This window comes from Luteolibacter sp. Populi, assembly GCF_040801775.1.
Taxonomy (GTDB): Bacteria; Verrucomicrobiota; Verrucomicrobiia; order Verrucomicrobiales; family Akkermansiaceae; genus Haloferula.
Genome location: NZ_CP161812.1, coordinates 2,143,149 through 2,167,294, shown reverse-complemented (window position 1 = coordinate 2,167,294; position 24,146 = coordinate 2,143,149). Strand labels below are relative to the sequence as shown.

Here is a 24,146-nt window from a genome sequence, read left to right as displayed (position 1 = left end):
GGCAGCTTGGCGACAAGCTGTCCGTTCCATTTGCGCGACTCACTTCGGCGTATCCGGCAGCGTCTCGATCTCGATCTTACGGAAAGAGATCACGGCCTTGCAGTCGCCGTGGATCTGCAGGCCGATCAGCCCCTCTAACGGGACCGCCGGATCTTTCTCGGTGTATTCGGAGGTCTTGGTCCCGTTGATCGAAAGCTGGATGTGCGGCCCCTCCACGCGGATTTCGTAGCGGTTCCACTCGCCGGGCTTCTCGATGGAGTTGACCAACTTCTTGTCCGCCACGCCGAGAAACTGCGGCTTCCGCAGTTCATTGTTCAGACAGCCGCTGTAGCCGCCGCCGATGTCCGCCTGATAGCCGATCATCTCATGCTCCTGCTTTTCCGCGCGCTTGCTGTGGAACTGCACGCCGCCATTCACGAAACCTTCCGTGCCCGTCAGCTTGTATTCGAGCCGGAGGACGAAGTTCTTGTAGGGCTTCCTAGTGGCGAGGAACTCATTCCGCGCGTTGCCCTCCATCGAGCCGCCTACAATCGCCCCGTCCTGGACCCGCCAAACCTTGGCATCCCCCTCCCAGCCTTCGAGGCTATTGCCATCAAACAGGGGGACCGGATCTGCGGAGACGATGGTACACAGAAGCAATAGAGAGAGGAGCGGGCGTGACATGGCGATCCGGAACAATACATCGCTCCCGGGGATTCATATCAGCGTCGTGACTGGAAAATGCGACATCGCCTTTCGTATCACGAAGCAGTCGCCATCCTCAAGGACTAGCGGCTGTTTTGATTTTCCCTGCGGCTGTCAGGGACGTCATTGAAGACCCCGCCTTTTTCCAGCGCGCCCAAGCGCTGATTGAGATCCTGCATGCAGGTGAACATCCCACGCAGGATGTTGCACAATCGCTCGGCACCCTCCCCGCTCAGGGTTGAAAGTTCGGTCGACAGGGCATGCAGCAAATCATCGTCGTTCTGAGCGGTCATTCGTAGGGTGGGTGGGGGATTGGAACACTTAAAAATTCATGCAAAGTGCAACGATGCGCTTGAGGCTAGCAACTGTTTGCCTAACATTCCCAAAATCGGTCATTCTGGCAAGCGGGGTATTTACGCAGGTTTCCACCCGCCGGTGTAGTCATCGGCGGTGAATTGCCATCCCCTATCCTTGGATTACAATTTGCGCGCATCGGCCAAGGTCATGCGCACATCGCCGATGAAAACCTCCGACCGGATCTCAACCGGAATACGGTTCGCGTCATCGGATAGCCAAATCGTGGCGCTCTTGAGCTTCTTGTAAGGCAGGAGAGCCTTGGTGGCAGGATCGATTTTCTCAAGTCCCACCGAGAGTTTGATGGTATCCCGATCTGCGAATTTCTCGCGGCCCAGGACTTGGACACGCACGAGATACGGCTTGTCGAAGGGCAGCATCGGCATCACCAGCGTGTCTCCATCGTCCAGCTTCTGGCTGCGGACATGAAGCATCGCAGAGACCATGTCGTGCACCGGGGTGAAGCGGAACTCGCTCTTCGCCATGGCGGACTTGCCGTTCTTGGTAATGGTGATCGTGCGCTCGCTGGTCACCAGCGGTCCCGCCCAGGTATTGCGGGTTGAGGCGGTTTCGTCACCCTCATCCTGGATGCCCACCGAGACGCGCGGGCGCAGGGTGGCCGGATCGAGCCGCGAGATGAGGGAGACCTTGTGGTGATAGAGCTTCGACGCCAGGCCGCTGCTGCCGCCGGTGACGCGCGCGGCGTAGTCGGACGGGTGCTTGGGATCGGGAGCGCCGAAGGTGAAAGTCAGCTTGCCGGCATCGACCATGCCCTTCCAGGAAAGCCGGTAGACGAACTCCTGCGGCACCAGGTTCCGCATCGGGCCAAGCTTGGCGGGGGTGACCTCAGCCTTCCAATCCGCGGCCGCGGGAAGACTCAGGGCAAAAAGGAGGGCAAGGGGTTTTATCATTTAACCCTAAGACTCCTCGCAAAGCCGTAGCATTCAAGGCGAAATGGGTAATGGGGCTATTTGCAAGCCCGCCCCCCGGGGTTCACCGCGGATCAATCGCAGCCGCAGCACGCCGGGCTCAGCGGTCGCTCTTCCTCCGTCTCCGGCGCGGCGAGCGCCGGGTTCGGGGCCAGCGTGCCGAGACCGAGCTTGGCCAGCAGCGCGCGATCCTTCTCCACCGCGGGGTTCTTCGCGGTGAGCAGCTTGTCCCCGTAGAAAATCGAATTCGCGCCGGCGAAGTAGCAGAGTGCCTGCGTTTCATCAGACATCCGCGTGCGCCCCGCGGAGAGACGCACCTTGGCCCGCGGCACCGCGATCCGCGTGACGGCGATCATCCGCACCAGATCGAAGACATCCACCGCGTTCGAGCCTTCCAGCGGGGTGCCGGGCATCGGCATCAGCGAATTGATCGGCACGCTCTCCGGCTGCGGATTGAATTCCGAGATCACCTCCAGCATCTTCAAGCGGTCGTCGATGGTCTCGCCGAGGCCGAGGATCCCGCCGCAACAGACCGACATCCCGGCGTCCTGCACATTGCGGATCGTCCGCAGGCGGTCCTCGTAAGTGTGCGTCGTGACGATGTTCGGGTAGTGCTCCGGCGAGGTGTCGAGATTGTGATTGTAGGCGGTCACCCCGGCTTCCTTGAGCGCCTTCGCCTCGTCCGGACCGAGTTCGCCGAGGGTCACGCAGACCTCCATGCCGAGCGTGGAAACATCGCGCACGATATCGAGCACCTGCTCGAAGCGCTGCGTCCCGCCGCGCACACCGCGCCATGCGGCCCCCATGCAGAAGCGGGTCGAGCCCGTATCGCGGGCCGCCTTCGCACGCTCCATGATGACGTCCTTGCCCAGCAGGCGCTCGATCTCGATGCCCGAGTTGTAGCGGGCGGACTGGGCGCAGTAGGAGCAGTCCTCCGAGCAGCCGCCGGTCTTGATCGAAAGCAGGGTGCAGAGCTGGACATCGTTCTCCGGCCAATTCGCCTCATGCACGGCGCGCGCCTGCTGGAGGAGCTCGAAGAAGGGCAGGGAGTGAAAGCGCTGGAGATCGGCGAGAAGCATCAGAGAGAAAAATTACGAATTACTAAGCCCTAATTTCTAAACCGAAGTGTGCCGGGGAAGGAGGGCTGTTCCTTGGGACTTGGCACTTCTTACTTGGAACTTCACCGCACCCAGCCTTCACCGATCGGAAGCTTGCCCTGGCCGACCACGGTGTAATCGGTCTTGCCTTTCGCACCTTCCAGGCGCAGGCCTATTTTGCTCTTCCAGGCACCGCTCATGCTCTGGGCCGTATGGCAGCCCCAGCTTTTGCAGTAGGCATCCTTGGCGAAGATCGAGGATTTGATCTTGGAAAGATCCCGCTCGTGGATCCAAGCCGTACAGGCACCCATGATCCCTCCGCTGTAATCGAGCATGAAGCAGAATTTGTTGGAGTGGCCGAAGTAGTCGAAGCTCTGCACCGAACCGCGCGGGCGGCTGTTCAGCGCGGAAATCGTGCTCGCCGTGCTATCGACCCACACCAGCGTGACCCGGCGGTCGCGGGCGAGATCGGTGATCCAGTTCGTGTAAGGCTTGCTATCCTCCCGGCCGCGATCCTGGTAGCCGGGCCGATAGACGATCCAGACGATCGGCGCGCCTTCGCCGTAAGCCTTGCGGATCTCCACCATGCGCAGCGTGGAGGCGCGCACGAAATTCGCCCACCAGCGATCATGCTGGTCCTGCGGCACCCGCAGATTCTCCCAATGCCGCAGCGCCGGCCCGCCGGTCAGGATCACATGATCGGCGGAAGCCTGGGAAATCAGGACGAAAAGCGAGAAAAGCGCGAGGCGCAGCGAGCGGGCCATGCGGAGGATTGTAAGGAATCGCGAAGCGCTGGCAAGGAGCGGGTTTGCCGCGATTTCCCGGGCTTCTACACGCCTGTTTCTCCGCTAATTAGCGCCCGGAGACGAGCAAAGTCCTCCTTGGCCTCGCTGTAGGGCACGCCGGGGTTGGAGCGCCGGTATTCTTTGAGGAAGCCGACCAGATCGCCCGCGTTTAGCGCTTCGACCAGAGACTTCGTGCTTACCTTCGGGTGCGGCAGTTCAACATAAATCCGGACGGGCCGCCATGCGCCCCAGTCGAGCCCGCGACGGCAGTCTCCCCACTTTTCTTCGTCCTTGCGGCATTCAAATCCCCGGATGGCATCGTTAAAGAGAAAAGGGCACTTCGCGCACTTGCGGGGGATCTCAACCTTCGAGACGATGAAGGAGTCTTCGTAGTGGACCGGATCGGTCGGGCCATGGATCCCGCAGGGCCCGAAATCGAGATGCATATAGCGATTGAGCTCCGCGAAGGAACGGGTGCATCCGCCTTCGAAAGAGCAGGCGCAGGTCTTGCATTTATTCGGGATGCAACCGCGCGAGCCGAAGTGGCCGAAAGGAGCGGGCGGATCGATCGGCCCGTCAACCGGGCAGGCTGGGAAGTAAAAGCGGTGCATACCGGAATCCTCAGCGCCGAGTGCTGCTGAAAGTTTTGACCTCGCGCTCAATTGCCGCGCCCACCGATCTCTCCGCCTCCTCAAGATCATGCTCGGCTTGCAATCCCACCCAGAACGCCGCGGATGTTCCGAAGAATTTGGCGAAGCGCAGCGCGGATTCTGCCGTGATGCTCCGGCGGCACCTGGTGATCTCCGTGATTCGGGAAGCCGGAATGCCCGTGGCGCGCGAGACGGCGGCAAGACTCAAGCCCATCGGTTTAATGAATTCCTCAAGGAGGATTTCACCCGGGTGGATCATCGCCAGCTGATTTGGTGAGGCCATGGTTATTATCGATAAACGTCGCGCCGGTGACGCACTCTCACGACCAAGACGATCAACAAAGCATCTTGGATTTCGTAGACGGCGCGGTAGTCGCCGATTCTAATCCGGTAAGTGAAGTCGGATCCCACCAGCTTCTTACACCCTCCGGGCCGGGGTTCGTCAGCCAGCATCTCAATCACCGCAACGATTTTGGGGATCCACTGCTGGTCAATCGCCCGGAGATCCTTCGCGGCGGAGCGAGCGAATTCAATCCTGAAGGAGGCCATCCGCGATCAGATGTTTTTTCAGGTCGGACAGGGAAATACGCTCATCACCCCGCCGTTCGGCGACACACGCCAGATCGTTCACGTCTTCCATCAGCGACTCATAGTCAGCAATAGGAATTACCACCGCGATCTTTTGACCTTGGTCGTCGGTAAGGAACTGAGTGGTCATGGAGAAGGTTTACCACGACCTCCCCGGAAAGTCGACGGGCGATGTCGGCCGGTGTCTGGAGTAGCGGCTGCTAGCCGTGCCCTACACCATCACCGCCGCCATCTTCTCCAATCCCTCCAACATCCTTGCCCGGGTGCATCCGAAATTAAACCGGATCCATCCCGGCCAGCCGAAGAAGGCACCATCCGAAAGAAAAAGCCCCGCCTTCTTCTCAAAATACTGCGCCGGATTCTCCACCCCCATCCCACGCGCATCGATCCACGCCAGATAAGTCGCCTCACCCGGCACGATCTTCAGCGAAGGCAGACGCTCGCTAACAAAAGCATCAAGCGCCGCCCGGTTGCCGCGCAGGTATTCGAGCAATTGCTGCCTCCACTCTTCCCCATCGCGATAGGCAGCCTCCGCGGCATAATAAGAAAGCGCATTGATCTCCGAAAGCGTGTGCCCGCGCTGCGCGGTGAACTTGCGCCGGATCGTGTCGTCCGGGATCACCGCGAAGGCATAGCCGAGACCCGCGATGTTCCAGGTCTTGCTCGGGGAAAGCAGGGTGATCGTCCGCTGCCGCAACTCCTCGGACAGTTCGAGCGCGGAGAAGTGCGGCGTCTTCTCGGCATCCAGCACCAGGTCGCAATGGATCTCGTCGGACACCAGGATCAGGTCATGCTTCACGCAGAAGCGGGCCAGCGTTTCAACCTCCTCGCGGGTGAAAACGCGCCCCAGTGGATTCTGGGGATTGCACAGCAGGAAGACCTTCGTCTCCGGCGTCACCGCCGCTTCCATCGCTGCCCAATCGAAGACCCAGCGCCCGTCGGTCTCCACGTGGTCGACCGTGATCAGCTTCGCGGGACCGTCGTGATGAACCCCGATGAAAGGCGGATAAACCGGCGTGCAAGTCATCAGCGCCTCGCCATCCTTGCAGAAGGCGCGGCCCGCCAAAGAAAGCGCGGGCACCAGGCCGCCGAGATGCACCACCTGCTCGCCCGGCACCGTTACCCCGCGCTGCCGGGACAGGTAAAGGTCGATCGCCTCGTTCAGTCCCTCCTGCGCCTGCGCATAGCCGAAAACCCCGTGATTCACCCGCGCGTGCAGCGCCTCGATGATCGCCGGCGCGGAGGCGAAATCCATGTCCGCCACCCAGAAGGGATCGAGCTCCGGCCTGCGGTCGAACTTGATGCAGCCAGTGCCCTTGCGGACGATCGGAACGTCGAAATCGTGGATCACGCCGGGGACTTAGGCGCAATCCCCCGCCGCATCAAGCGCGGGTGCCGCTTTTGTCTGGGGGCGCGCACCTGATTTTAGAACCTCCGGTTGTGAAACCCGGGAGTTGCCGTCTGCGTCGATGGTAGATAGGGGGGGGCGACATGAAATCAGGGTGGAAGGTGGGCGCGGGTGCGGTGGTTGGGTTTATCCTCGGCCTCCTCGTGGCCCCCGGTCTGCACTCTTCCACGGAGCCGTCCGGGGAGAGGAGCACGGAACAGGGCGGTAGCCCTAAAAATCCGAGTGGGGAAAACGATGACCCCGTTCGCCGGACACGGTCCTCCAGAAGCCCCGCGAAGCCTTCCGAGCCGAAGGTTTCCATCCCGCTGAGCGAAGTCGCCAGGCTCGTCAGCGGTCGCTTGGGCAATGGGATTCTCTTCTTCAGCTCCGCGCGCGACGAATCGGGATTCGGGAAGGAAAAGGTGAACGAGGCCTTGACGCTCCTCGATGCCACCGACGCGGAACGCGATGAAGTGCTGTCCATCTTCGAAAGAGCGGGTGCCAACATCCAAAAAGCCGAGATGGCAAATCTCCGCGTGAAGGAGGTCGCTCCTCATGAAGTGGTGCTGGATGCGACCCGCGTGCGGGAGCCGGTGAAGGAGGTCCTCGGACAGATGAGATCCGAACTCGGTGCCGCCATGGATGGCCCCCGGGGCCAAGCCTTGGTGGAAAGCATCGCCTGGGATTATGCCCACCCGACCCAGGCGGCTGCGGTCGATCCCAACGGAGTTCCTGCGCCCGGGCCAGCGCCGTATCGCCTCCAGATCGTGCGGTCCCATGGCCAGTTGATGGCGCGTTGCCACACCGAGCGTGGTTGGACCAGCTATCCGCTGCCCGCGAAATATGTGGATGATGGATCCGCGATTCCAGCCGGCGAGGTCTTCGGAGAACGTTGGAAATCGATCACCTCCGGCGTGAGCCTGGTGCCGATGGCGGAAGAGTGAGCGGGGGAGGGGTCCATGATGGATGGGATGGATGGATCAGACCCGTGAATCCAGGAATGCACTCCACCGTCTTTCTCAATCCCATCCATCCTATCCATCCCGGCCCAAAACTCCACATCCCTGGTGCCTTTCTTTGCGCTCCTCCGCGACCTCTGCGCCTCCGCCGTTACCTCATCCGAAACGGGTGTTAACGCCCACCCCGATTGCAAGATTGCCGCCCGCCGCTTTCCCCTGCAATCCTCCTCTGTGCGCATCATCGCAGGAACCGCAGGAAGACTCGCCATCAAGGTGCCGAAGGCCGTTGCCCGGCCGACCACCGATTTTGTCCGCCAGGCGATCTTCTCGATCCTCGGCCCGACGGTGGAGGACAGCAGCGTCCTCGATCTTTTCGCCGGCTCCGGCGCCATCGGTTTGGAAGCCCTCAGCCGCGGTGCCGCCTCCTGCGTCTTTGTCGATGAACATCGCCAGGCCGAAACCGTGATCCGGGAGAACCTCACCAAGGCGAAACTCACCGGCGGCCGCGTGATCCGCGCCGATGTCCACGCCTGGCTCGCCAAGGACATGGCCACCTACGATCTCATCTTCGCCGACCCTCCCTACGCGAAATTCCCCGGCGAACGCGATCACCTGAAGGAACTGCTCGCGAACCCCGCGCTACCCCCGCGCCTCGCCCCGGGCGGCTGGTTCATTGGGGAATGCTCCTCCTCCTCGCGCAGCCCGGAAGGCCCCGGCTGGGCGCTGCAGGACCGCCGCGAGTATGGTGGCAGCGCCATCCTGCTTTACGCTGCCGCGCCCGCTTCCTAGCCTCCGCGCCGATGCTGTTCCGCCTTGTCCTCGGGCTCTACCGCCTGTTGCTGCCCGTGTTCCTTCTCACCGCGCTGCCCGGTTGGCTGGCCAGGATGGGACGCCGCGGCGGATTCGGCAGCGGCCTCCGTGAACGCTTCTCGATCTACACGCCGCCGCTCGATCATGAACCCTGCGGCGCGGTCCACCTCCACTCGATCAGCGTGGGCGAGACCCTGCTCGCGCTGAAGTTGATCCGCGCTTGGCGCGATCGCGATCCCGCCCAGCGCTTCGTGATCGCCACCGGCACCGCCACCGGCCACGCCGTCGCGGTGGAGGCGGATCTCGATGACGTGCGCGTCACCTACTCGCCGGTCGATCTGCGCATCTGTGTCGCCCGCTATCTGAATCGCTTCGAGCCCGCCCAGATCGTGTTGGTCGAGGGCGAAGCCTGGCCGCACCTCCTGCTCGCCTGTCGCAAGCGTGGCATTCCCGTGCGCCTCGTGAATGCCCGCCTCTCGCCCCGTTCGGAGAAGCGCTACCGCAAGCTCGCCCCGATCGTGCAGCCGATCTTCGCGATGCTCGACAAGGTCGCCGCACAAGAGGAAGCGGACATCGCGCGTTGGGAGGCACTCGGCGTCGCCCGCGACAAGATCACCGTCACCGGCAGCTCGAAGTTCGATCCCGGTGCCGCGGTCATGCCCGCCCTGCGTCCGGAGTTCACGGACATGCTCGCCGCCTTCGGCCCGCATCGCCCCGTCATCCTCGCCGCCAGCACCCATGGCGATGAAGAAGCATGGCTCGCCGCCGCGCTGCATGACTCTGCCGCCCTCTACGCCGTGGTCCCGCGTCATGCCGAACGCCGTGCCGAAGTGAAGGCAGCACTCGAAGCGGAGGATCGCGAGGTCATACTGCGCTCGGCCTTCCATCCGCCCGCCGATCCCGCGCGCGCGTGCTTCGTCATCGATAGCACCGGCGAACTCCGCGATTGGACCGCGCATGCCACGCTCGTCGTCATCGGCAAGAGCATCCTCGGCACCGGCGGCCAGAGTCCTGCGGAGGCCATCCTCGCCCGCAAGCCGCTCCTCTTCGGCCCGCACATGGAGAACTTCGAGCCACTCGCCTCATCGCTCGTGGCCGCCGGCGGAGCGATCCGTTTCACCGATGCCGCGCAGCTTGCCACGACCGCGAACGACTTGCTGGCCGACCCCGCACGCTGCTCCCGGATGTGCGATGCCGCAGCGCGCGTGCTCGCCATTCACACCGGTGCGACGGGCCGGATGCTCGACATGCTGGCGAGTTAAACAGGCGCGCGGCGTGTTAGAATGCACAGCGCTTTTCTGCCGGAAATGAGGGCAGAGATTGTTGTAAGGCGGGTTTGTCATTTCCCAAACGCCCGCTAATCTCGGCGGCGTGAGCGATCCCTCCGATGAGCTGGCCAAGCGCCTGCTGTCCGCATTCGAACTGGGCCCTTCCTGGGCACGGACCGATGCTGCTGCGAAAAAATCCGTCGAAAAACATGGCGAAGAAGCACCCCGCGAACGTCGCGACCGCGATGAACCGCGCGGCCGGGGCGACTTCGAGCGGAGGGATTTCGATCGCCGCGGTGGAGGTGGCGGTGGTCGCGACAACCGCGGTGGTGGCGGAGGTCCTCCAGGTCAAGGAGGAGGCCCGCGCGGCGACCAACGCAACTTCAGAAGCGGTGGCGGCAATGATCGCGACCGTGGCGGTGACCGCGGCGGAGACCGGGATCGCAGGGGCGGCGGTGGCCGCGACTTCGGCGGCCCGCGCGAACTCCCGCAGCCCGCGGAAGGCGTGCGCGTCACCATCACCCCGGCTGCCGAGGCGGTGCATCTCATCGTCCGCGAGATCCATCACGTTGCCCGCGTCTATTCGCTCTACGATGTCGCGCAGATCCTGCTCGCCGGTCGCGACCGCTATCGCCTGAACTTCTCGCTGGCGGGCAATGCACCGCCGCTCTTCCTCTCGCGCAAGGATCAGTCGCTATGGCTGACCAAGGAAGAGGCCGTCGCCCACTTCTGGCAATCGGAAGCGGCGAACGAGTACTACGAGTCTGAGGAAACCGAGACCGATCCGCCCGCCGGAAACTTCCAGGTGGTTGCCCGTTGCGGCATGAGCGGCGAGTGGCTTGGCCCACCGAATTTCCACTCCTATCAGACCACCCTGCGCCGCATCCACCGCGAGCGCTTCCCGAATCTGCCCTTCGAGGTCTATTCCTCCCGCGTCCGCACCGAGCGCGGCGAGGAAGCCGTCAACGCCTGGCTCGATACCATGCGCAAGCGCGTCCGCTGGCGGCCCGTCGGCGGCGGCGACGATGCCTGGCGCTTCGACCGCAGCGAGATCGAGCGCGACTTCGCCGTGCGCGTCTTCCCGGAAATCTTCGAGGAAACCCGCGCCACGGAAATCCCCGGCGACGTCCCGGCCAAGAACATGTCGGTGGGCCTGCTCGCATGCGTCCGCATCGCCGGCTCGCATGCCCGCAAGCACGCCGCAATCCTGATCCCCGCGATCTGCCGCCTTCTCGAGAACGAGCATCTCTCCGTCTTCAAGCGCGAGGGCAAGCTCTTCACCGGCCCCGCCCGTCCGCATCCGCTTACCACCGACGCCATCCTCGCCGAGCGCCCCGCCGCGATCGTCAATTGGCTCGAAGCGAACCCGGTCGCCAAGCTCGCCCAGCTCTGGACCGGCGTTCTGCCCGAAGGTCAGACCGAAGCCGGCACCGAGTGGCTCGCCGATCTCTTCTGGCTGCTGACCCAGGGCCACGTCCTGCTCTTCTCCGATGACACCATCGTCCTGCCCCGCCGCCGTGCCCCGCAGGGTGGAGGCGGAGCTGCCACTGGCGCTCCGGCGAAAGACAAGGCACCCCTCGCCACCAAGTCCGCCAAAAAGAAGAAGCGCAAGAAGCGCAAGCGGAACCGCAAGCCCCAGCTGACCGTCCAGAGTCCGGCGAAGATGATCCGCGTCATCACCCGCATGTCTCCGAGCCGCCTCAAGCTGCTCCGCGGCTCCGCCATGATCTGGAGACGCCGTCTCGAAAAGCGCGGCAAGATCGCCTCGCTCATCGAGGAAAAGTAACCCGCACGGTCCCTAACAGCCCGCCCTCAAGGGTACGTAGTCCCGCCTTCAGGCGGACGGCGCCAACCAAGTGCCTTCTCTGCGGCTCCGCCGCCATGGACTGCGGCAGCCTGCTCTGCTCGTACCCTCATATTCTCGTGATGCCTCACGGACGGCTCTTCCCCTGGGAGCGCGGAGCCACCGGCCCGCAGAGTGGTCCCCTGTAGCTTAGGCAATTCACGCGGCGTGTGCGGATAGCGCCGTCGCCTTGCTGCCAGCCTCGCCTGCGCCCGAAATCACTTGGACCGCTCTGCGGGCCGGTGGCTCCGCACTCCCAGCGCCGGAGCCTTCCTTTTCGGCCGCATCTTCCGTGTGCAACACAGGAGCAGCCCCACTGGAACCACCGGGCACTGCCCGGCAGAGTGGTCCAGAACCGCCTCTCCCCGCGATCCGGTCCGCAGCATCGCGACGGCGCTCTCCATTCAACCGCTCACTTCCACTTCCCGTCCGCGAACTTCATGAACTCCCGCCAATCCACCAGGGTCAGATTGTGCGTCCCGGGCCGGATGTGGTAGCCGATCCGTCCTCCATGGAGATGGCCGCCCGGCTCCGGCATGGTCTCGTTTTCCAACCCCGCGCCTCCGTGCAAGCGATACACCGGCCCGGCATGCACGCAGGACAGGAACTCGCCCCGCGGGTCCGCCCAATCGTCCCCGGCGGCGCTCGCCACATACACCAGCCGCGGCGCGATCAGCCCGAGCAACTGGTGCTGGTCCACGGGCAGGTCCTGCTCCTTCCCGTCGTAGCGCTTGTAGTTCTCGCAGAACCAATGCGGGAAGGCCTTGTTGATGACCGCTACCGTCTCACCGGAGATCCGCTTGGACAGCGCAGCCCCGGTGCAGCCGGATTCGTTCGAAATTGCCAGCGCCACCCGTTCGTCTTCGGCCCCGCACCACAGCGCGGCCTTGCCACCGCGCGAATGGCCGACCACCGCGATCTTCGCGGGATCGATACCCGCGCGCCCGGCCAGCCCATCGATCACCCGGCTCGCTCCCCAGGCCCACGCGGCGATGGTCCCCCACGAGTCGGGTTGCCGCGGCGCGCTGTCGAAGAGCGCGTGAACGCCGTCCTTGAAGCCCTCGTTCTTGTCCGGATCGATCTCCGCGACATGCAGGATCGCGGTGGCATAACCGCGCTTGGCGATCTCCGCGGCTGGCCAGAATTCATTCGGCGGATCGACCGTGGCGAGATCGGGCGAGCGGTTGTTGATCAGGATGAAAAGCGGCACCGGCTTCCCCGCCGCCTTCGGCTCGACCAGGCAGACCTTGATCTGGAGTTCCCCCTTCGGTGCCGGGAACTTGAGCAGGCAATCGGTCATCGTGACCTTGCTGTCGCCGGGCATCTCCCGCGGGGTGAAGGATGAGCTCGCCTTGTCCATCGCCGGTGCCGCCGGGCTGCGGCCGTAGACCTGGCTGCGGAAGAACTCGAGCGTGCGCGGCCGGACCTCCTTCTTCCACTCCTCCGCGCTGGTCACCCGCTTGCCCTGCGCATCCGTCAGCGGATCGGGCAGCTTCAGGTCTTCCTCGCCATGGCAGGAGGCGATCATGGCCAGGAGCAGGAAGGCGGAGCGGGTTTGCATGCGAGCGCTACGGGTAGCGGATGAGGGGCTTTCAAGGGAGGGCCAAGGATTTCATTTTCCGCCAAGCCGGTTCGGGTCCATCGTAGCGCTGTGAGCGGGCCGCTGGACAAGCTGGGACGGGGCATGCGGGATCTGCGGATCTCGCTGACCGACCGTTGTAATTTCCGCTGCCGCTACTGCATGCCGGTGGAAGTCTTCGGCCCGGGCTACCGCTTCCTGCCGCGGGAGGACCTGCTCAGCTTCGAGGAAATCCTGCGCCTGACCCGCCTGCTGGTCCCGCTTGGCGTGGAGAAGGTCCGCCTGACCGGCGGCGAGCCGCTGCTTCGCAATGGCATTGAGGATCTGGTGGCGATGCTGGCCGCGGTCGAGGGCGTGAAGGACCTCGCGCTCACCACCAACGGCGTCCTCCTCGCCCACCATGCCGAGGCCCTCGCGCTCGCCGGGCTGACCCGCGCCACCGTCAGCCTCGATGCCCTCGATCCAGCGACCTTCGCCCGCATGAACGGCGTCGGCGCGAAGGTCGAACGCGTGCTCGCCGGGATCAATGCCGCGCGGACCTACGGGCTGAAGGTGAAGGTGAATGCCGTGATCCAGCGCGGCGTGAATGAAGGCGAGATCCTGCCGCTCGCCCGCTGGGCGAAGGAGCAGGCCATCGACCTCCGCTACATCGAATACATGGACGTCGGCGAGACTAATGGTTGGAAGCTCGCCGAGGTCGTGCCCGCCACGGAACTGCTGGAGATTCTCGGCCAGGAATTCGATCTCGCCCCGCGCGATCCCGCCTACCGCGGCGAGGTCGCCCTGCACTGGGCGCATGCCGATGGCACTTGCGAAGTCGGCGTGATTGCCTCTGTCACGCGCCCCTTTTGCCGGGACTGCCAGCGCCTGCGGCTCTCCGCGGATGGCAAGCTCTTCACCTGCCTCTTCGCCGCCTCCGGCCAGGACATCCGCGGCATGCTCCGCAGCGGGGCGGGGGATGAGATGCTGCGCGCCGCCGTGCGCGGCATGTGGGCGGTCCGGGAAGACCGCTATTCCGAGGAGCGCGGCCTCGCCGCCAAGCCCAAGGCGGAAATGAGCTACCTGGGAGGGTAGGGGATGACCAGCAAGTGTCGAACGACGGACGGCCCCCCTGGGACCGCGGAGGCACCGCCCCGCAGAATGGTCCATGGAGTGCCTATCCACAAAAAGGTCCGCAGGATCGCAGCGGCGTTATCCATTCTTCCCTCGCACAAGGAGCGGCACGCTGAGGTCGCTTCTGCGGGGCGGTGCCTCCGCGGTCCCAGGGGGGCACAAGCCGTGTTGGACACCCTATCCCCGCGCGAAATCAAACACCGGCTCGGCCCGTCTTGGCAGATCCGCCCGCACCTCCCTTTCCAACTGCACCGTCCCGCTCGCCGTGAAGACCCGGATCGTCCCGCCATCGCGGCGCGCGGAGAAGCCCGCATACTCCATCGCCGCGACGGCAGTGCGGAACCACAGATCCGAATGGCGGCCAAGGGAATCGGTGAGGCCGACGCCGGAACCGTTGCGGAGGGGATGGATGTCGTAAGTGTTCACGAGTTCAGGTGAACAGTATTCACGTGAAATGTCAAGCACCCCGTGAGGGTGCCCCCCGAAACGGGACTCCCACCCGTAGCCTCGAACGGCACGCGCGTGGTGCCCCGAACGGCACACCACCCGTAGCCCCAAACGGCACGCAAAGGTTATCCCTCTTAAGGGTACCCCTTTTAAGGAAGCTACACTCCCTTCAACAAATCCCCGAGCAGCCGCTCCAGACGTGCCGAGCTGTGGTCCTCCCGGTAACGGGGGTAGTCCGGGACCAGCGCTCCGCCGTCCCAGTCCTTCCCGCCGAGCATCCGCTCGATCGCTTCCAAGGCCCGCACCGAGTCGCCCTGCGGGATCGTCAGCCCGGTGCGGTAGCCTTCGATGCGGTGGCCGATGCACTCGCCGGTGGTCGCCAGGCAGGGAATGTCGAAGGAAGCCGCCTTGCCCAGCGCGCCGCTGCTGCCCTCGAAGTCCTCGTAGGCGGCCCACGCGACGTCGAAGGTCTTGAAGATCGAGTTGAAGTCCGACTCCTCGGGAATGCGTCCTGCTTGCGGGTCGAAGTGGACGTTGTCGATCTCGCCGGATTTGATCCGGCGGACCGTGGCGTCGACCAGCTCCAGTTCCTCCGCGCTGTATTCGGGGCGTTCGAAGCGGCCGGCGCAGGCGAAGTACCAGGGAAGCCGTAGTTCACGTGCCTTCTCCGCCACCCGCAGCAGGTTGAGCAGGCCCTTGCGGCGCTCCATCCCGATCAGGCCGATCACCTTGCGCCCCGCTGCCTTGCGCAGGATCTCCTGCGCCAGCCCGTAGGGTTGCGGCGGCAGGCTGAAGTCGGTCACGTCGGGAAAGCCGTGGACCTTGGTGCCGGTGTAAGCTTCCATCGGTCCCACGAAGCGTTCGTCGAGCACGCCGATCCCGCGGCACAGGGGGCTGCGGATCAGCGCATCGCCCTTCGCCAGCAGCCGCAGGGACTTCTTCGGTGAGGCGGCCTCGCCGAAGTGGTGATTGCGCAGGTAGAGGCCGCTCCAGGGGCGGTCGATGGTCATGCGCGGGATCGTCGGGATCGGCAGGAAGCGCAGGTAGCTGTCGAGGTAAGGGAAGAACACCAGATCGGCCTTACGTCCGACCTTTTGCTCGGCTTCGAACAAGGTGTCCGCGCAGCGCTTCCAGCGTTGGTAGGTCCGCAGCGGGTCGCCCTCGTAGCGGCCGCCGAACCAGCTGCGCTTGCCGCCCGCCAGGTGGTGCGTGCTGACCTTCTTCTCGAATTCCGCGGCACTCGCGATCGAGGCGGCCCGGGCCCCGGCAAGGGCTTCCGCCGGATTCGGGCAGAGGCCGATCACACAGGCACCCAGCCGCAGGAAGGCGGCGGTGAACTGGGAAAAGTACATCGGGTGGTGGCCGACCCACAAGGGATCGACCAGGGCGACGGTTTTCGTCGGCTGCGAATCGGCGGTCATTTAGGAGAGGTGCGCAGCCCGGCATGGACCCAGGAAGCGCGCACGAGGAAAGATTGGGAGAGGCCCGCCATCACGCCGAAAATCATGGCTGCGAGCCGTTCGTCGAAGGGATTGGAGGTCAGGCTCTCGCTAAGCAGGCAGCATGCCGCGATAAATGGCAAGAAGGCCAGCCATTGGTCGGGCCCGGGGTGCGAGGCATTCGCCCGTGCCGCCAGCAGCGAGGCCGCCATCACCCCGCCGATCAGCGAGAGGTGCGCCAGCAGGCCGATCACGCCGCCGGAGAAGAGCGAGTAGGTCCAGGTCGAGTGACCGGCGAACCAGACGTCGTTGCCGATTTCCTCGGTCGGCGGATAGACGAGGTGGATCGCCGGCATGTATTTCGAGTGCCAGTAGTAGGAAGCGCCGATGCCCCTGCCGTAGAGGTAGTGCACCGGATCGCGGTTGAGGATCTCGAAGATCCCGTCGGCCTCGGCGCGGCGGGTCAGGTAGGAAATGTCCTCGGTGACATTGCGGTCGCCCGCGTGGTGGAAGAGCCGCTCGTTCCAGCGCTCGATCTGGTGGGGCTGGGCCACGAAGGCCAGGCCGATCGCACCGACCGAGATCAGTCCGATCAGCGCCAGCGGCCACAGCCGCTTCACGGCATCGATGGGCTGGTAGAGTCCCCAGCGCTTGCCGAGCAGGAAGCACAGCGAGGCCGCCGCCGCCGAGGCCATCACCGGGAAGAGCAGCGAGCGGGTGACCGTGATGAAGATGCCGAAGAACAGCACGCCGATCGCCAGCGGCAGCAGCCAGTGGAAGCGGGAGCGCAGCAGCAGCGCGCAGCCGATCCACGCTGCCAGCCAGTTGTTGGCCGCGCTCTGGACCTCGGTACGGGCGGTGTCGAAGGTCACGCCCTTGAACACGAAGCCTTGGAAAATCCGCCACATGATGTTCGTGCAAGCGGCGGCGAAGACCGGCATGACGATCCGCGAGGGCTTCACGCCCACGCAGCCGGCGATGTGGGCATTCACCATCCCCGCCAGGCAGAGTGCAAGCGGCAGGATGATCCGCACCGCGCGGCCCGGCTGGACGCCCTGGAGCAGCGAATTCGCCGCCATGAAGGCCAGGAAGCCGCCCCAGAAGAGGATGAACCATGCCCCCGGCCGCACCAGCAGGTGACGCCAGCCGAGAAACAGGATCCCGCCGGTCGAGAGGAGCGCCATGCTCAGGAAGACCAATTGGTCCAGTCCCGCGCCGGCACCGGCCTCGCGCGCGATGGACGCGCGGTAGTCGAGTGCGAAGGAGCCCATGAAGACCCACAGCAGTCCTTCCACCCAGCGCGCGGCGGGGGTGGCGGGGACATCGACGGGATCTTGGCGGGTGCTCATCTCAGGGCTGGCAGGAGGCGGGATCCCGCAGTGCCGCGGCGAGTGTGACACCGCGGTCCTCCCAGCGGAAGGCCGAACGGCAGGCATCCAGCGCCCGGCTTGCGGCGTGATTGAGGAACTCGAGATCGTCGATCTTCGCGGCCACCGCGGCGGCCAGCGCGGCGGGATCGGGCGCGGCGATCGCCTCGCTGTGCGGATCGACCGGCACACCGCTCAGCGCCGCTTCCACCGAGGCCAGCGGCAGGCCGCGGAAGATGTAGTCGAGCGCCTTCAGCTTGAAGCCGCCGCCGAGTGCTTCCGGGATCAGGCCGATCCGCGCGGCATCGAGGTAGGGTGCGACCGAGGGCACGTTCGCCTGGAAGCTGGCCCAGGGGAATTGCTTGGCGAGCGCGGCGAACCACGCCGGATCCGCCTTGCCGACGACTTGGAAGCCGATGTGGGCGGCTTGGAAGGGCTCCGCGGCGGCGTGCAGGAATGCCTCCAGATTGCGGCGCTTGGCCAGCCACTCGAAGGCTCCGGCCAGCACCACGCGGCGCGGCGTCTCGGGATCGATCGTCCGGGCGCGGCCGGCGGGGATGGGGCCGCTGTAGCCGGGCGGCAGGACGAAGACGGGCACGCCGGGAGCTTCACGGCGGAATGCCTCGGCATCGCGCGGGGTGATCGCGGAGATCAGGTTGGCGCGGCGGGCGAGCATGCCCTCCATGCGCGCGTATTTTAGCGCGTCCCACTTCAGGGCCATCCGCATCGGGAAAGAGCCGCCGCGGTCCCCGGCCACCTGGCGGCGCACCGCGGCTTCGTGATTGTGGGCGAGGTAGAGGACCTTGGTGCCCGCCGGGATCATCCCGAGCGCCCAAGCGCAGGCGGCCTGGTCGATGATGACCCAGTCCCAGGCCTTCTCTAACAGAAAGGAAAGCCCCTGGCGCTGGACCGGATTGCCGAGCCGGTAGGCATCGCCCGGCAGCGCCGAAAGCAGGCTCTTCAGGCGGCCATTCGGGATGCTGCCGTGAAGATCCCAGGTGATCGGCGGCTCCTCCCCGTCGGCTCGTGTCGCGCGATGCGCGAGCACGGTGATCTCGACACCCGGCTGGGCGGCTAGCGAGCGGAGCAGTCCCAGCGAGTAGATCAGCTCGCCGCTATTGGCGGGGCGTGGGTCTTGCCGGGTAATCCAGAGACAGCGCATGGCGGGCGGGTGAAGCTTGCCGCGGGCCTCACGGCTTGGCTGTTAGAATCCTCTCGAAAGTGGTGGCGGTCTTCTCGATCGGGAAAGTGGCCTCGGCGTAAGCGCGGGCCTTGGCACCAAATTCCGCGCACTCGTCCGGCGAGGCGTGCAGGAACTTGGCGGCGGCGATGAAGCCTTCCAGGTCCTTCGGCTGGACGGTGATGCCGGCACCTTGTTCGCGGGTGATCCGCGCGGACAGGTTCTCCTTCGGCACGGCCAGCAGCAGCGGGCGTGCGGCGCAGAGGTAGCTCAGGGTTTTCGAGGGCACCGAGAAGATTCCGGCGTCCTCCTCGAGAATGCCCACCAGCACGCTGCCGGTGGCGAGCACGGCCGGCAGGTCGGCGAAGGATTGGTACGGGAGAAGTAGTAGGTTATCGACCCCGGCGGCCTCGGATTCACGGCGCAGCCAGTCCGCGCCGATGCCTTCGGAGACCACGACGACGGCCACTTCCGGCTGGTCCTTGAAGCGCTTCGCCAGCTCCAGCAGCATCGCCGGATTGTGCTTCATGCCGATCGTGCCGGTGTACATGAAGACGAACTTGCCGTTGAGATTGTGGAGGCGGGACCACTCGTTGTCCTGCGGCAGGGAAGGGATCTCCTCGATCACGGCCCAGTTCGGGACCACCGAGACACGTCCGGGATCGACGCCGAATTCATCTTTCAGGATCGCGGTGAAGTCCTCGGTGATCGTCACGATCCCGCTGCTGCGCTTGAACTGCCGGGAATCGAGCAGGCGGTACCAGGCGCCGATGAAGCCGCCGGCGACCGGGATCTTCTTCCGCAGCAGCTTGTCCACCGCCAGGCTGTAGAAATCCTGGACCCAGTAGTAGAAGCGCCCGCCGGATTCGACGGTGGCGCGGGTGATCGGCTCCTGGGTCTCGGTCGGCGTATTGCCGGAGAGCACCGCATCCGGCTTCCAAGAGCGGACGAAGTCGGCGGCATCCTGGCCGTAGCGGATCTCCATGCTGCGGCGGCGGCGGAAGGAATACTTGTAGCGGGTGTAGTTCGGATCCATCGGGAATTCGCGGAACTCCAGGCTGGCGGCATCGCCGGGCTTGCATTTCAGATCGCCGCGCGGCGTCTGCAGGGAGCCGGCGAAGGCGTGGACCACCTCGTGACCGCGTGCCGCCAGGGCGCGGCTCAGGGACGGGGCAAAGGAATGGCCGGCGTAATCATGGACCAGAATCTTCATGCGGGGGGAGTGCACGGGGGGTGCGACGCGATGCTAGCGAATGGAGGGGGGGCGTCAACGCGGGGTGTTCACGTGATCGCGTATGATGAAATCATCGTCACAATGACTACCGAGGACAAACCAAGTCTGCGGCAGATCTTCGAGGCGGAGGAAGGCCCGCTCCTCCGTTTTGCCCACGGCCTCAGCGGCCGCCGGGAGACTGCCGAAGACCTCGTCGCCTTTTCCTCCCGCCCTTTCTTGTGAAAAAACTTCCAAGAAAGAATCCGCAGCCGTGTCTTTACGATTGTAAGCCATGAGATCGCGATCCCACCCGCATGGACCTAACTATTGCCACAGCTGTGCCTGAAACGCCGGAGTCAATCATCAATCTTCCAATCATCAATCGGTCTGCCGCTGCGCGGGGGAGGGGAAGACTTCTTCTCCGAGGGGTCCCCAGACCGTTCGCCCCGGTGGCCAACACTTTCCGACAAATGAAGATACCGACACCGCTCTGCTGATGATGCAGTTAGAATGACCTCAATGAAGACGCCCCAACCCCTCCCCGCGAAGCTTCTGGTCAATTGGGGTCTCACGTCGGACGCTCGTGGCAGCAACGTATTTTCAGATCCCTATCAGCCTTTCGCGCTGAGGGAAACCACTCAAAAACATGACTTTTCCTCGATTGATCTTCATTCTCGCCCACCTGCTCATTCCAAGTGTTTTCGCGGTTGAATCCCTCCCTGCCGGGGCGTGGGCCTATTCGGGTTTTCAGATGGAACTTCCTCCGCAAGAGATCGTCGAGCCCCTTCACCGGGACTTCGTTGCGGTCGCTGGCGGAGAGACTTACAGCATGGGATTGACCCGCGAAGGTCGTGTCATCGCCTGGGGGGCTAATTTCGATAGTCAGCTCAATCTTCCCCCGAGCGTCTCCCGCGGTGTCTCGGCAATCTCGGCGGGCGGACGTTTCTGTGCCGCGTTGAAAAACGGCGGGGTGATTGTCTGGGGCGGCAGTTCCTCTTATCAGCCGGGGGTCCCGGCGGGAGCCAGTTCTGGAGTCGCGGCGATCTCCGCTGGCTGGACTCACATGCTCGCCTTGAAGTCCGACGGTTCCGTGTTGGCATGGGGTGGGAACGACTGGGGACAGAGGAACGTGCCGCCGGAAGCCTCCGGAAATATCAAGGCCATTGCCGCCGGATTCAGCCACAGCCTTGCCCTGACGGTGGACGGTGAAGTCATTGCATGGGGCACCGACCGTCCGGGAGCTCCCGCCGGTCAGGAAGCGGTGGTGCCGGTTGCCGCGAGCTCCGGTGTCATTGCGATTGCAGCGACATCCCACCACAGCCTGGCGCTAAAGAATGATGGCAGCGTGATCGAATGGGGCTACAGCGTTCCCGCCGGCGAGGTGATTTATCATGCGCAAGCGGGTAGCGGGATTACCGCCGTCACCGGTGGCTTCCAACACGTCGCATTTCTTCACGAGGATGGAAGGGTTGAGGCAATCCTCCAAGGATCGTTGTTCGACTATGGACAGGCGAACGTGCCTGCGTTGGCACTTTCAGGAGTCACCGCCATCGCCGCGGGTCACAATCACAACCTGGCGATCAGGAGTGATGGAACGGTGGTGGCATGGGGAGCAGGAGTGGAGAAAAGTCCTGGAGAATCGATTTCGCCTTACGTGCACCGGGGCCAATGTGCTGTTCCCTCTTTCTTCGATAAAGAAGTGTCCGCTCTCGCGGCCGATTTCAATCACACAATTGCACTGATGGATGATGGCAGTGTCCATGCATGGGGATTCAACAACTACGGGCAGACCGACGTTCCAACGGACGCGAGGACCGGAGTGAAAGCAGTCTCGACCGGGAATATCCACTGCGTAGCCCTTCGGACCGACGGTCGGGTGGTGGCTTGGGGTGGCAATAGCGGAGGTCAGCGCGATGTGCCGGAGGCCGCCCTGAGCGGGGTCACTGCTATCTCAGCCGCCGGCGTGCAGACGGTCGCTTTAAAAGACGATGGCAGTGTTATCAACTGGGGAAACGACCACATCATGGGCGGATTGACGGTTCCCGCCGAGGCGCAGAGCGGTGTCACGGCTATCGCCGCAGGATATGAATTTGTCGTGGCGCTGAAGGAAGGCGGCACAACGGTGGTGTGGGGATCCAATGTTCAAGGCCCGATGGTGATTCCCACGGAAGCGCAAAGCGAGGTGGTGGCGATTGCGGCAGGGGCCGAACACGCGCTCGCCCTTACGTCTGGAGGAAAGGTCGTGGCCTGGGGCTGGAATTTCTTCGGTCAAACCAGTGTTCCTCAAGAAGCACTATCTGGCGTGGTGGCCATCGCCGCAGGCCAAGCTCATAGTGTGGCTCTCAAAGCGGATGGCACGGTCTGGATATGGGGCTCCAATCATGATGCCCAGCTACAGTCCGGAATTGTCTCGGGCAAGGCCTCCATGATCGCGGCAGGTGGATCCGCCACCTTCCGCAAGCTTGCCGTGCCCTGGCCATCTTTCCAAGAGGCTGCCGCACTGGCTGGACTCGAGGGTGCCGCCGCAGGCTCGGAAGCCGAACCGTTTAACGATGGCGTGCCGAATCTTCTAAAGCACGCATTCAACCTGAGCCTCGCCCTGCCCTATACGGGGGAGGTCGCTTCCGGTTTCCCCGGCGGCCTGCCGCGTGGAGAGTTTGTACGCGGCGAGACCGGCGATCATTGGCGGATTGGTTTTGTTCGCCGGAAAGATCCCCGACTGGCTTATGCGCCAATGAAATCAACGGGCTTGACGCAAGCTGCTTTCGAGCCCGTCACGGCAGATGCAATCGTGGAGGGAATTCCCGGTTTTCCCGCTTGGGATCATGTGACGATCAGCGAACCTGTCGATCTTCTCACCACACCGCGTTTTTTCAGCCGTGTGGAAGTGGAGTAATACCTTGATGGGATTCGTCCTTGAATTTTGAATCCATGGCCGAGATTCTGGATCTGTTGGAGTCTCAGGTTCTCGACTTCCTCAAGATTCAAGGATCGGTACCCCATCCATGAAGGTGGATGCGGCTTCGCCCGGCGCGGTGGCCTATGGCCTATGGGGATAGCGCCTACTCAAAGCCAGTGGTGCTCGCCAGCCTGGCGGCAGCAAAGAGAATTGCGGGCACCCTCAAGAATTCCCCTTATTTTTTGCGTCTTCCTCTCCGCCACATCCAAACGGTGGAAGGCGGTGCTTCTGGAAATTCTGAAGCGGCGCCTTGGTTGCCGCCGCCAATCCGTCACGAGGCCAGATGTCATCAAATACAATGCCGTGGACAGAAAAGCATTTCACCCCATCGGGGGAGTTCACGATCTTCAAAGCCTGTTCCAGCGGAACGGTTGCGCCCCGCGGTTCCAGTTCGCCGGATTCCGCGGCCCTGATGAGTTCCGCGAGATACTCCCGGACGACGAGCAGCAGGATCGACACATGCTTGCGATCGTTGCGCCCGGTTTGATCGAGCTTGGCCAAGTTGGCCACTTTGGCTTGGAACAGTAGGAGCAGCGGAAGCACGCGGCAAGTCAGCCACTCGCCATCGGCTTCAAATTCAAGTTCGATCGCCTCGGCCGCAAGTTCCTTGATGCTGAGACCAACCACATCCCGAAGCACATCGATCTTCCTCTCGATCCCGCCGAGCTTCACCGCCAACTGCCCTATCACCGGCCCACGGGGGCCGGATAGCCGGTAGTTGCCGCCGAATTGTTTTTTCAGGCCGTCCAGCAGCGCTTGGGTGCCATAGAGATCGAGATCCTTGCTGGTGAGCGGAACCCATCGCGTCAATGCGTCGCCCAAACGGTCTTCGAACGCCAACGCCCAAAGGTGCACCGCATGACCGCCGACCACCAAGGGAAGCTCGCCGTCAACCGGCGTGCTCAACACATCCTTGAAGTCCTGCACCTCAGTGCCCGGATCGTCCTCTCCGCTCATTTTTGCAGATAGGCCTTTTTGGCATATCCAATCAGATTGCGGACCCTCACGCGGGTGTTTGGCGGAAGTATGGAATTTTCCGCCTGCAATGCCATGGGAGTCACTTGGGCCGTACGCAAACGCTCGGCATCGCGCGTGACTTCGCGGCGATGCTCGCGGTCGAGCTGCTTGAAGGTGACGGTTGGCCGGGGCATTCCTAGCCCAAGGAAGCCATCCAAACGGTCGATTGTCAAGGAAGGGCGCGCCGGTCCCCGTCCGCGCCGGCCGACACCGAGCGAGCCTTGTCCTTGAGATACACGGTAGCGTTTGATGGGGGCAGTCCTAAGGACTGGTACCATTTCCCCGCCGTCCGAAGCAGGCGGGCGAACCCGTAGGGCTTGAGCTCGGCTGACTGCTTCGGCGGATGTTCCGGAGCTGCCTCCTGCCTTCCTCCTGTTCAAAAAGAAATCCAAGCTCTCTCTCTCTTTTGAATCCTTTGCCTTCATTCGTCGATTCGCGGGATTCGTGGTAACTCCCCGCCATAGCAATCCAGAACAGT

The 24,146-nt window shown here is 63.8% G+C and carries 25 protein-coding genes; 7 read left to right on the top strand and 18 right to left on the bottom strand.

The genetic code is table 11. The features are described from left to right. Window positions 1-39: 39 nt before the first annotated feature. The 10 genes from ABWK72_RS08595 to ABWK72_RS08550 form a co-directional block, all read right to left on the bottom strand. Complete coding sequence (locus ABWK72_RS08595; protein WP_367874379.1) at window positions 40-663, bottom strand: DUF1080 domain-containing protein; 624 nt, start codon at window positions 661-663, stop codon at window positions 40-42. Between the two features lie 104 nt (window positions 664-767). Further along, complete coding sequence (locus tag ABWK72_RS08590) at window positions 768-977, bottom strand: hypothetical protein (RefSeq protein WP_367874378.1); 210 nt, start codon at window positions 975-977, stop codon at window positions 768-770. Window positions 978-1,160: 183 nt separating this feature from the next. Next, a complete protein-coding gene (locus ABWK72_RS08585) occupies window positions 1,161-1,949 on the bottom strand; it encodes a DUF3108 domain-containing protein (protein WP_367874377.1) in 789 nt (262 codons plus the stop codon). A 92-nt stretch (window positions 1,950-2,041) separates the two neighbouring features. Beyond that, a complete protein-coding gene (bioB, locus tag ABWK72_RS08580; RefSeq protein ID WP_367874376.1) occupies window positions 2,042-3,046 on the bottom strand; it encodes a biotin synthase BioB in 1,005 nt (334 codons plus the stop codon). Window positions 3,047-3,147: 101 nt separating this feature from the next. After that, window positions 3,148-3,828 (bottom strand): hypothetical protein, encoded by a 681-nt coding sequence (locus tag ABWK72_RS08575; RefSeq protein WP_367874375.1) that lies wholly within the window; start codon window positions 3,826-3,828, stop codon window positions 3,148-3,150. Between the two features lie 65 nt (window positions 3,829-3,893). Continuing rightward, window positions 3,894-4,460, bottom strand: a complete 567-nt coding sequence (locus tag ABWK72_RS08570; RefSeq protein ID WP_367874374.1) for a hypothetical protein — start codon at window positions 4,458-4,460, stop codon at window positions 3,894-3,896. Between the two features lie 10 nt (window positions 4,461-4,470). Beyond that, complete coding sequence (locus ABWK72_RS08565; protein ID WP_367874373.1) at window positions 4,471-4,782, bottom strand: HigA family addiction module antitoxin; 312 nt, start codon at window positions 4,780-4,782, stop codon at window positions 4,471-4,473. Between the two features lie 5 nt (window positions 4,783-4,787). Continuing rightward, entirely contained in the window at window positions 4,788-5,048 is a 261-nt protein-coding gene (locus ABWK72_RS08560; RefSeq protein WP_367874372.1) for a type II toxin-antitoxin system RelE/ParE family toxin, read from the bottom strand. Continuing rightward, window positions 5,029-5,217 carry a hypothetical protein gene (locus tag ABWK72_RS08555; protein ID WP_367874371.1) on the bottom strand — a complete coding sequence of 63 codons (189 nt, stop codon included), beginning with the start codon at window positions 5,215-5,217 and terminating at the stop codon, window positions 5,029-5,031. The genes ABWK72_RS08560 and ABWK72_RS08555 overlap by 20 nt, the downstream gene beginning before the upstream one ends. Window positions 5,218-5,298: 81 nt before the next feature. Then, entirely contained in the window at window positions 5,299-6,438 is a 1,140-nt protein-coding gene (locus ABWK72_RS08550; protein WP_367874370.1) for a MalY/PatB family protein, read from the bottom strand. Window positions 6,439-6,833: 395 nt separating this feature from the next. On the opposite strand from ABWK72_RS08550, the gene ABWK72_RS08545 reads away from it, so the two are divergent. The 4 genes from ABWK72_RS08545 (at window position 6,834) to ABWK72_RS08530 (ending at window position 11,297) form a co-directional block, all read left to right on the top strand. Continuing rightward, entirely contained in the window at window positions 6,834-7,418 is a 585-nt protein-coding gene (locus ABWK72_RS08545) for a hypothetical protein (RefSeq protein ID WP_367874369.1), read from the top strand. Between the two features lie 246 nt (window positions 7,419-7,664). Next, the gene (rsmD, locus tag ABWK72_RS08540; protein ID WP_367874368.1) at window positions 7,665-8,222 is read left to right on the top strand and encodes a 16S rRNA (guanine(966)-N(2))-methyltransferase RsmD; all 558 of its coding nucleotides are present in this window, start codon (window positions 7,665-7,667) and stop codon (window positions 8,220-8,222) included. Window positions 8,223-8,233: 11 nt separating this feature from the next. Next, window positions 8,234-9,505, top strand: a complete 1,272-nt coding sequence (locus ABWK72_RS08535; RefSeq protein WP_367874367.1) for a 3-deoxy-D-manno-octulosonic acid transferase — start codon at window positions 8,234-8,236, stop codon at window positions 9,503-9,505. Window positions 9,506-9,614: 109 nt separating this feature from the next. Continuing rightward, a complete protein-coding gene (locus tag ABWK72_RS08530; protein WP_367874366.1) occupies window positions 9,615-11,297 on the top strand; it encodes a hypothetical protein in 1,683 nt (560 codons plus the stop codon). Window positions 11,298-11,766: 469 nt separating this feature from the next. On the opposite strand, the gene ABWK72_RS08525 is transcribed toward ABWK72_RS08530, so the two are convergent. After that, the gene (locus ABWK72_RS08525; protein WP_367874365.1) at window positions 11,767-12,915 is read right to left on the bottom strand and encodes an acetylxylan esterase; all 1,149 of its coding nucleotides are present in this window, start codon (window positions 12,913-12,915) and stop codon (window positions 11,767-11,769) included. A gap of 90 nt (window positions 12,916-13,005) precedes the next feature. Between ABWK72_RS08525 and moaA the strand changes: the two genes are divergently transcribed. Then, complete coding sequence (moaA, locus tag ABWK72_RS08520; protein ID WP_367874364.1) at window positions 13,006-14,007, top strand: GTP 3',8-cyclase MoaA; 1,002 nt, start codon at window positions 13,006-13,008, stop codon at window positions 14,005-14,007. 216 nt (window positions 14,008-14,223) lie between these two features. Here the strand turns inward: moaA and ABWK72_RS08515 are convergent, their stop codons facing one another. From ABWK72_RS08515 to ABWK72_RS08495, 5 genes are all read right to left on the bottom strand, one after another. Then, window positions 14,224-14,472 carry a hypothetical protein gene (locus tag ABWK72_RS08515; RefSeq protein WP_367874363.1) on the bottom strand — a complete coding sequence of 83 codons (249 nt, stop codon included), beginning with the start codon at window positions 14,470-14,472 and terminating at the stop codon, window positions 14,224-14,226. Window positions 14,473-14,651: 179 nt separating this feature from the next. After that, entirely contained in the window at window positions 14,652-15,914 is a 1,263-nt protein-coding gene (locus tag ABWK72_RS08510; RefSeq protein WP_367874362.1) for a glycosyltransferase, read from the bottom strand. Beyond that, window positions 15,911-17,281 (bottom strand): hypothetical protein, encoded by a 1,371-nt coding sequence (locus ABWK72_RS08505; protein WP_367874361.1) that lies wholly within the window; start codon window positions 17,279-17,281, stop codon window positions 15,911-15,913. Before ABWK72_RS08505 ends, ABWK72_RS08510 begins: the two co-directional genes overlap by 4 nt. Before the next feature lies 1 nt (window position 17,282). After that, window positions 17,283-18,461 (bottom strand): glycosyltransferase, encoded by a 1,179-nt coding sequence (locus tag ABWK72_RS08500; RefSeq protein ID WP_367874360.1) that lies wholly within the window; start codon window positions 18,459-18,461, stop codon window positions 17,283-17,285. 28 nt (window positions 18,462-18,489) lie between these two features. Further along, a complete protein-coding gene (locus tag ABWK72_RS08495; protein ID WP_367874359.1) occupies window positions 18,490-19,692 on the bottom strand; it encodes a glycosyltransferase family 4 protein in 1,203 nt (400 codons plus the stop codon). 102 nt (window positions 19,693-19,794) lie between these two features. Between ABWK72_RS08495 and ABWK72_RS08490 the strand changes: the two genes are divergently transcribed. Further along, complete coding sequence (locus ABWK72_RS08490; RefSeq protein WP_367874358.1) at window positions 19,795-19,935, top strand: hypothetical protein; 141 nt, start codon at window positions 19,795-19,797, stop codon at window positions 19,933-19,935. A gap of 403 nt (window positions 19,936-20,338) precedes the next feature. Continuing rightward, on the top strand, window positions 20,339-22,588 hold the full coding sequence (locus ABWK72_RS08485) for a hypothetical protein (protein WP_367874357.1): 2,250 nt from the start codon (window positions 20,339-20,341) through the stop codon (window positions 22,586-22,588). 225 nt (window positions 22,589-22,813) lie between these two features. Here ABWK72_RS08485 and ABWK72_RS08480 read toward each other — a convergent pair whose 3' ends face one another. Both ABWK72_RS08480 and ABWK72_RS08475 read right to left on the bottom strand, forming a co-directional pair. After that, window positions 22,814-23,608, bottom strand: a complete 795-nt coding sequence (locus tag ABWK72_RS08480; RefSeq protein ID WP_367874356.1) for a hypothetical protein — start codon at window positions 23,606-23,608, stop codon at window positions 22,814-22,816. Continuing rightward, on the bottom strand, window positions 23,605-23,802 hold the full coding sequence (locus tag ABWK72_RS08475; protein WP_367874355.1) for a hypothetical protein: 198 nt from the start codon (window positions 23,800-23,802) through the stop codon (window positions 23,605-23,607). The genes ABWK72_RS08480 and ABWK72_RS08475 overlap by 4 nt, the downstream gene beginning before the upstream one ends. Window positions 23,803-24,146: the final 344 nt, after the last annotated feature.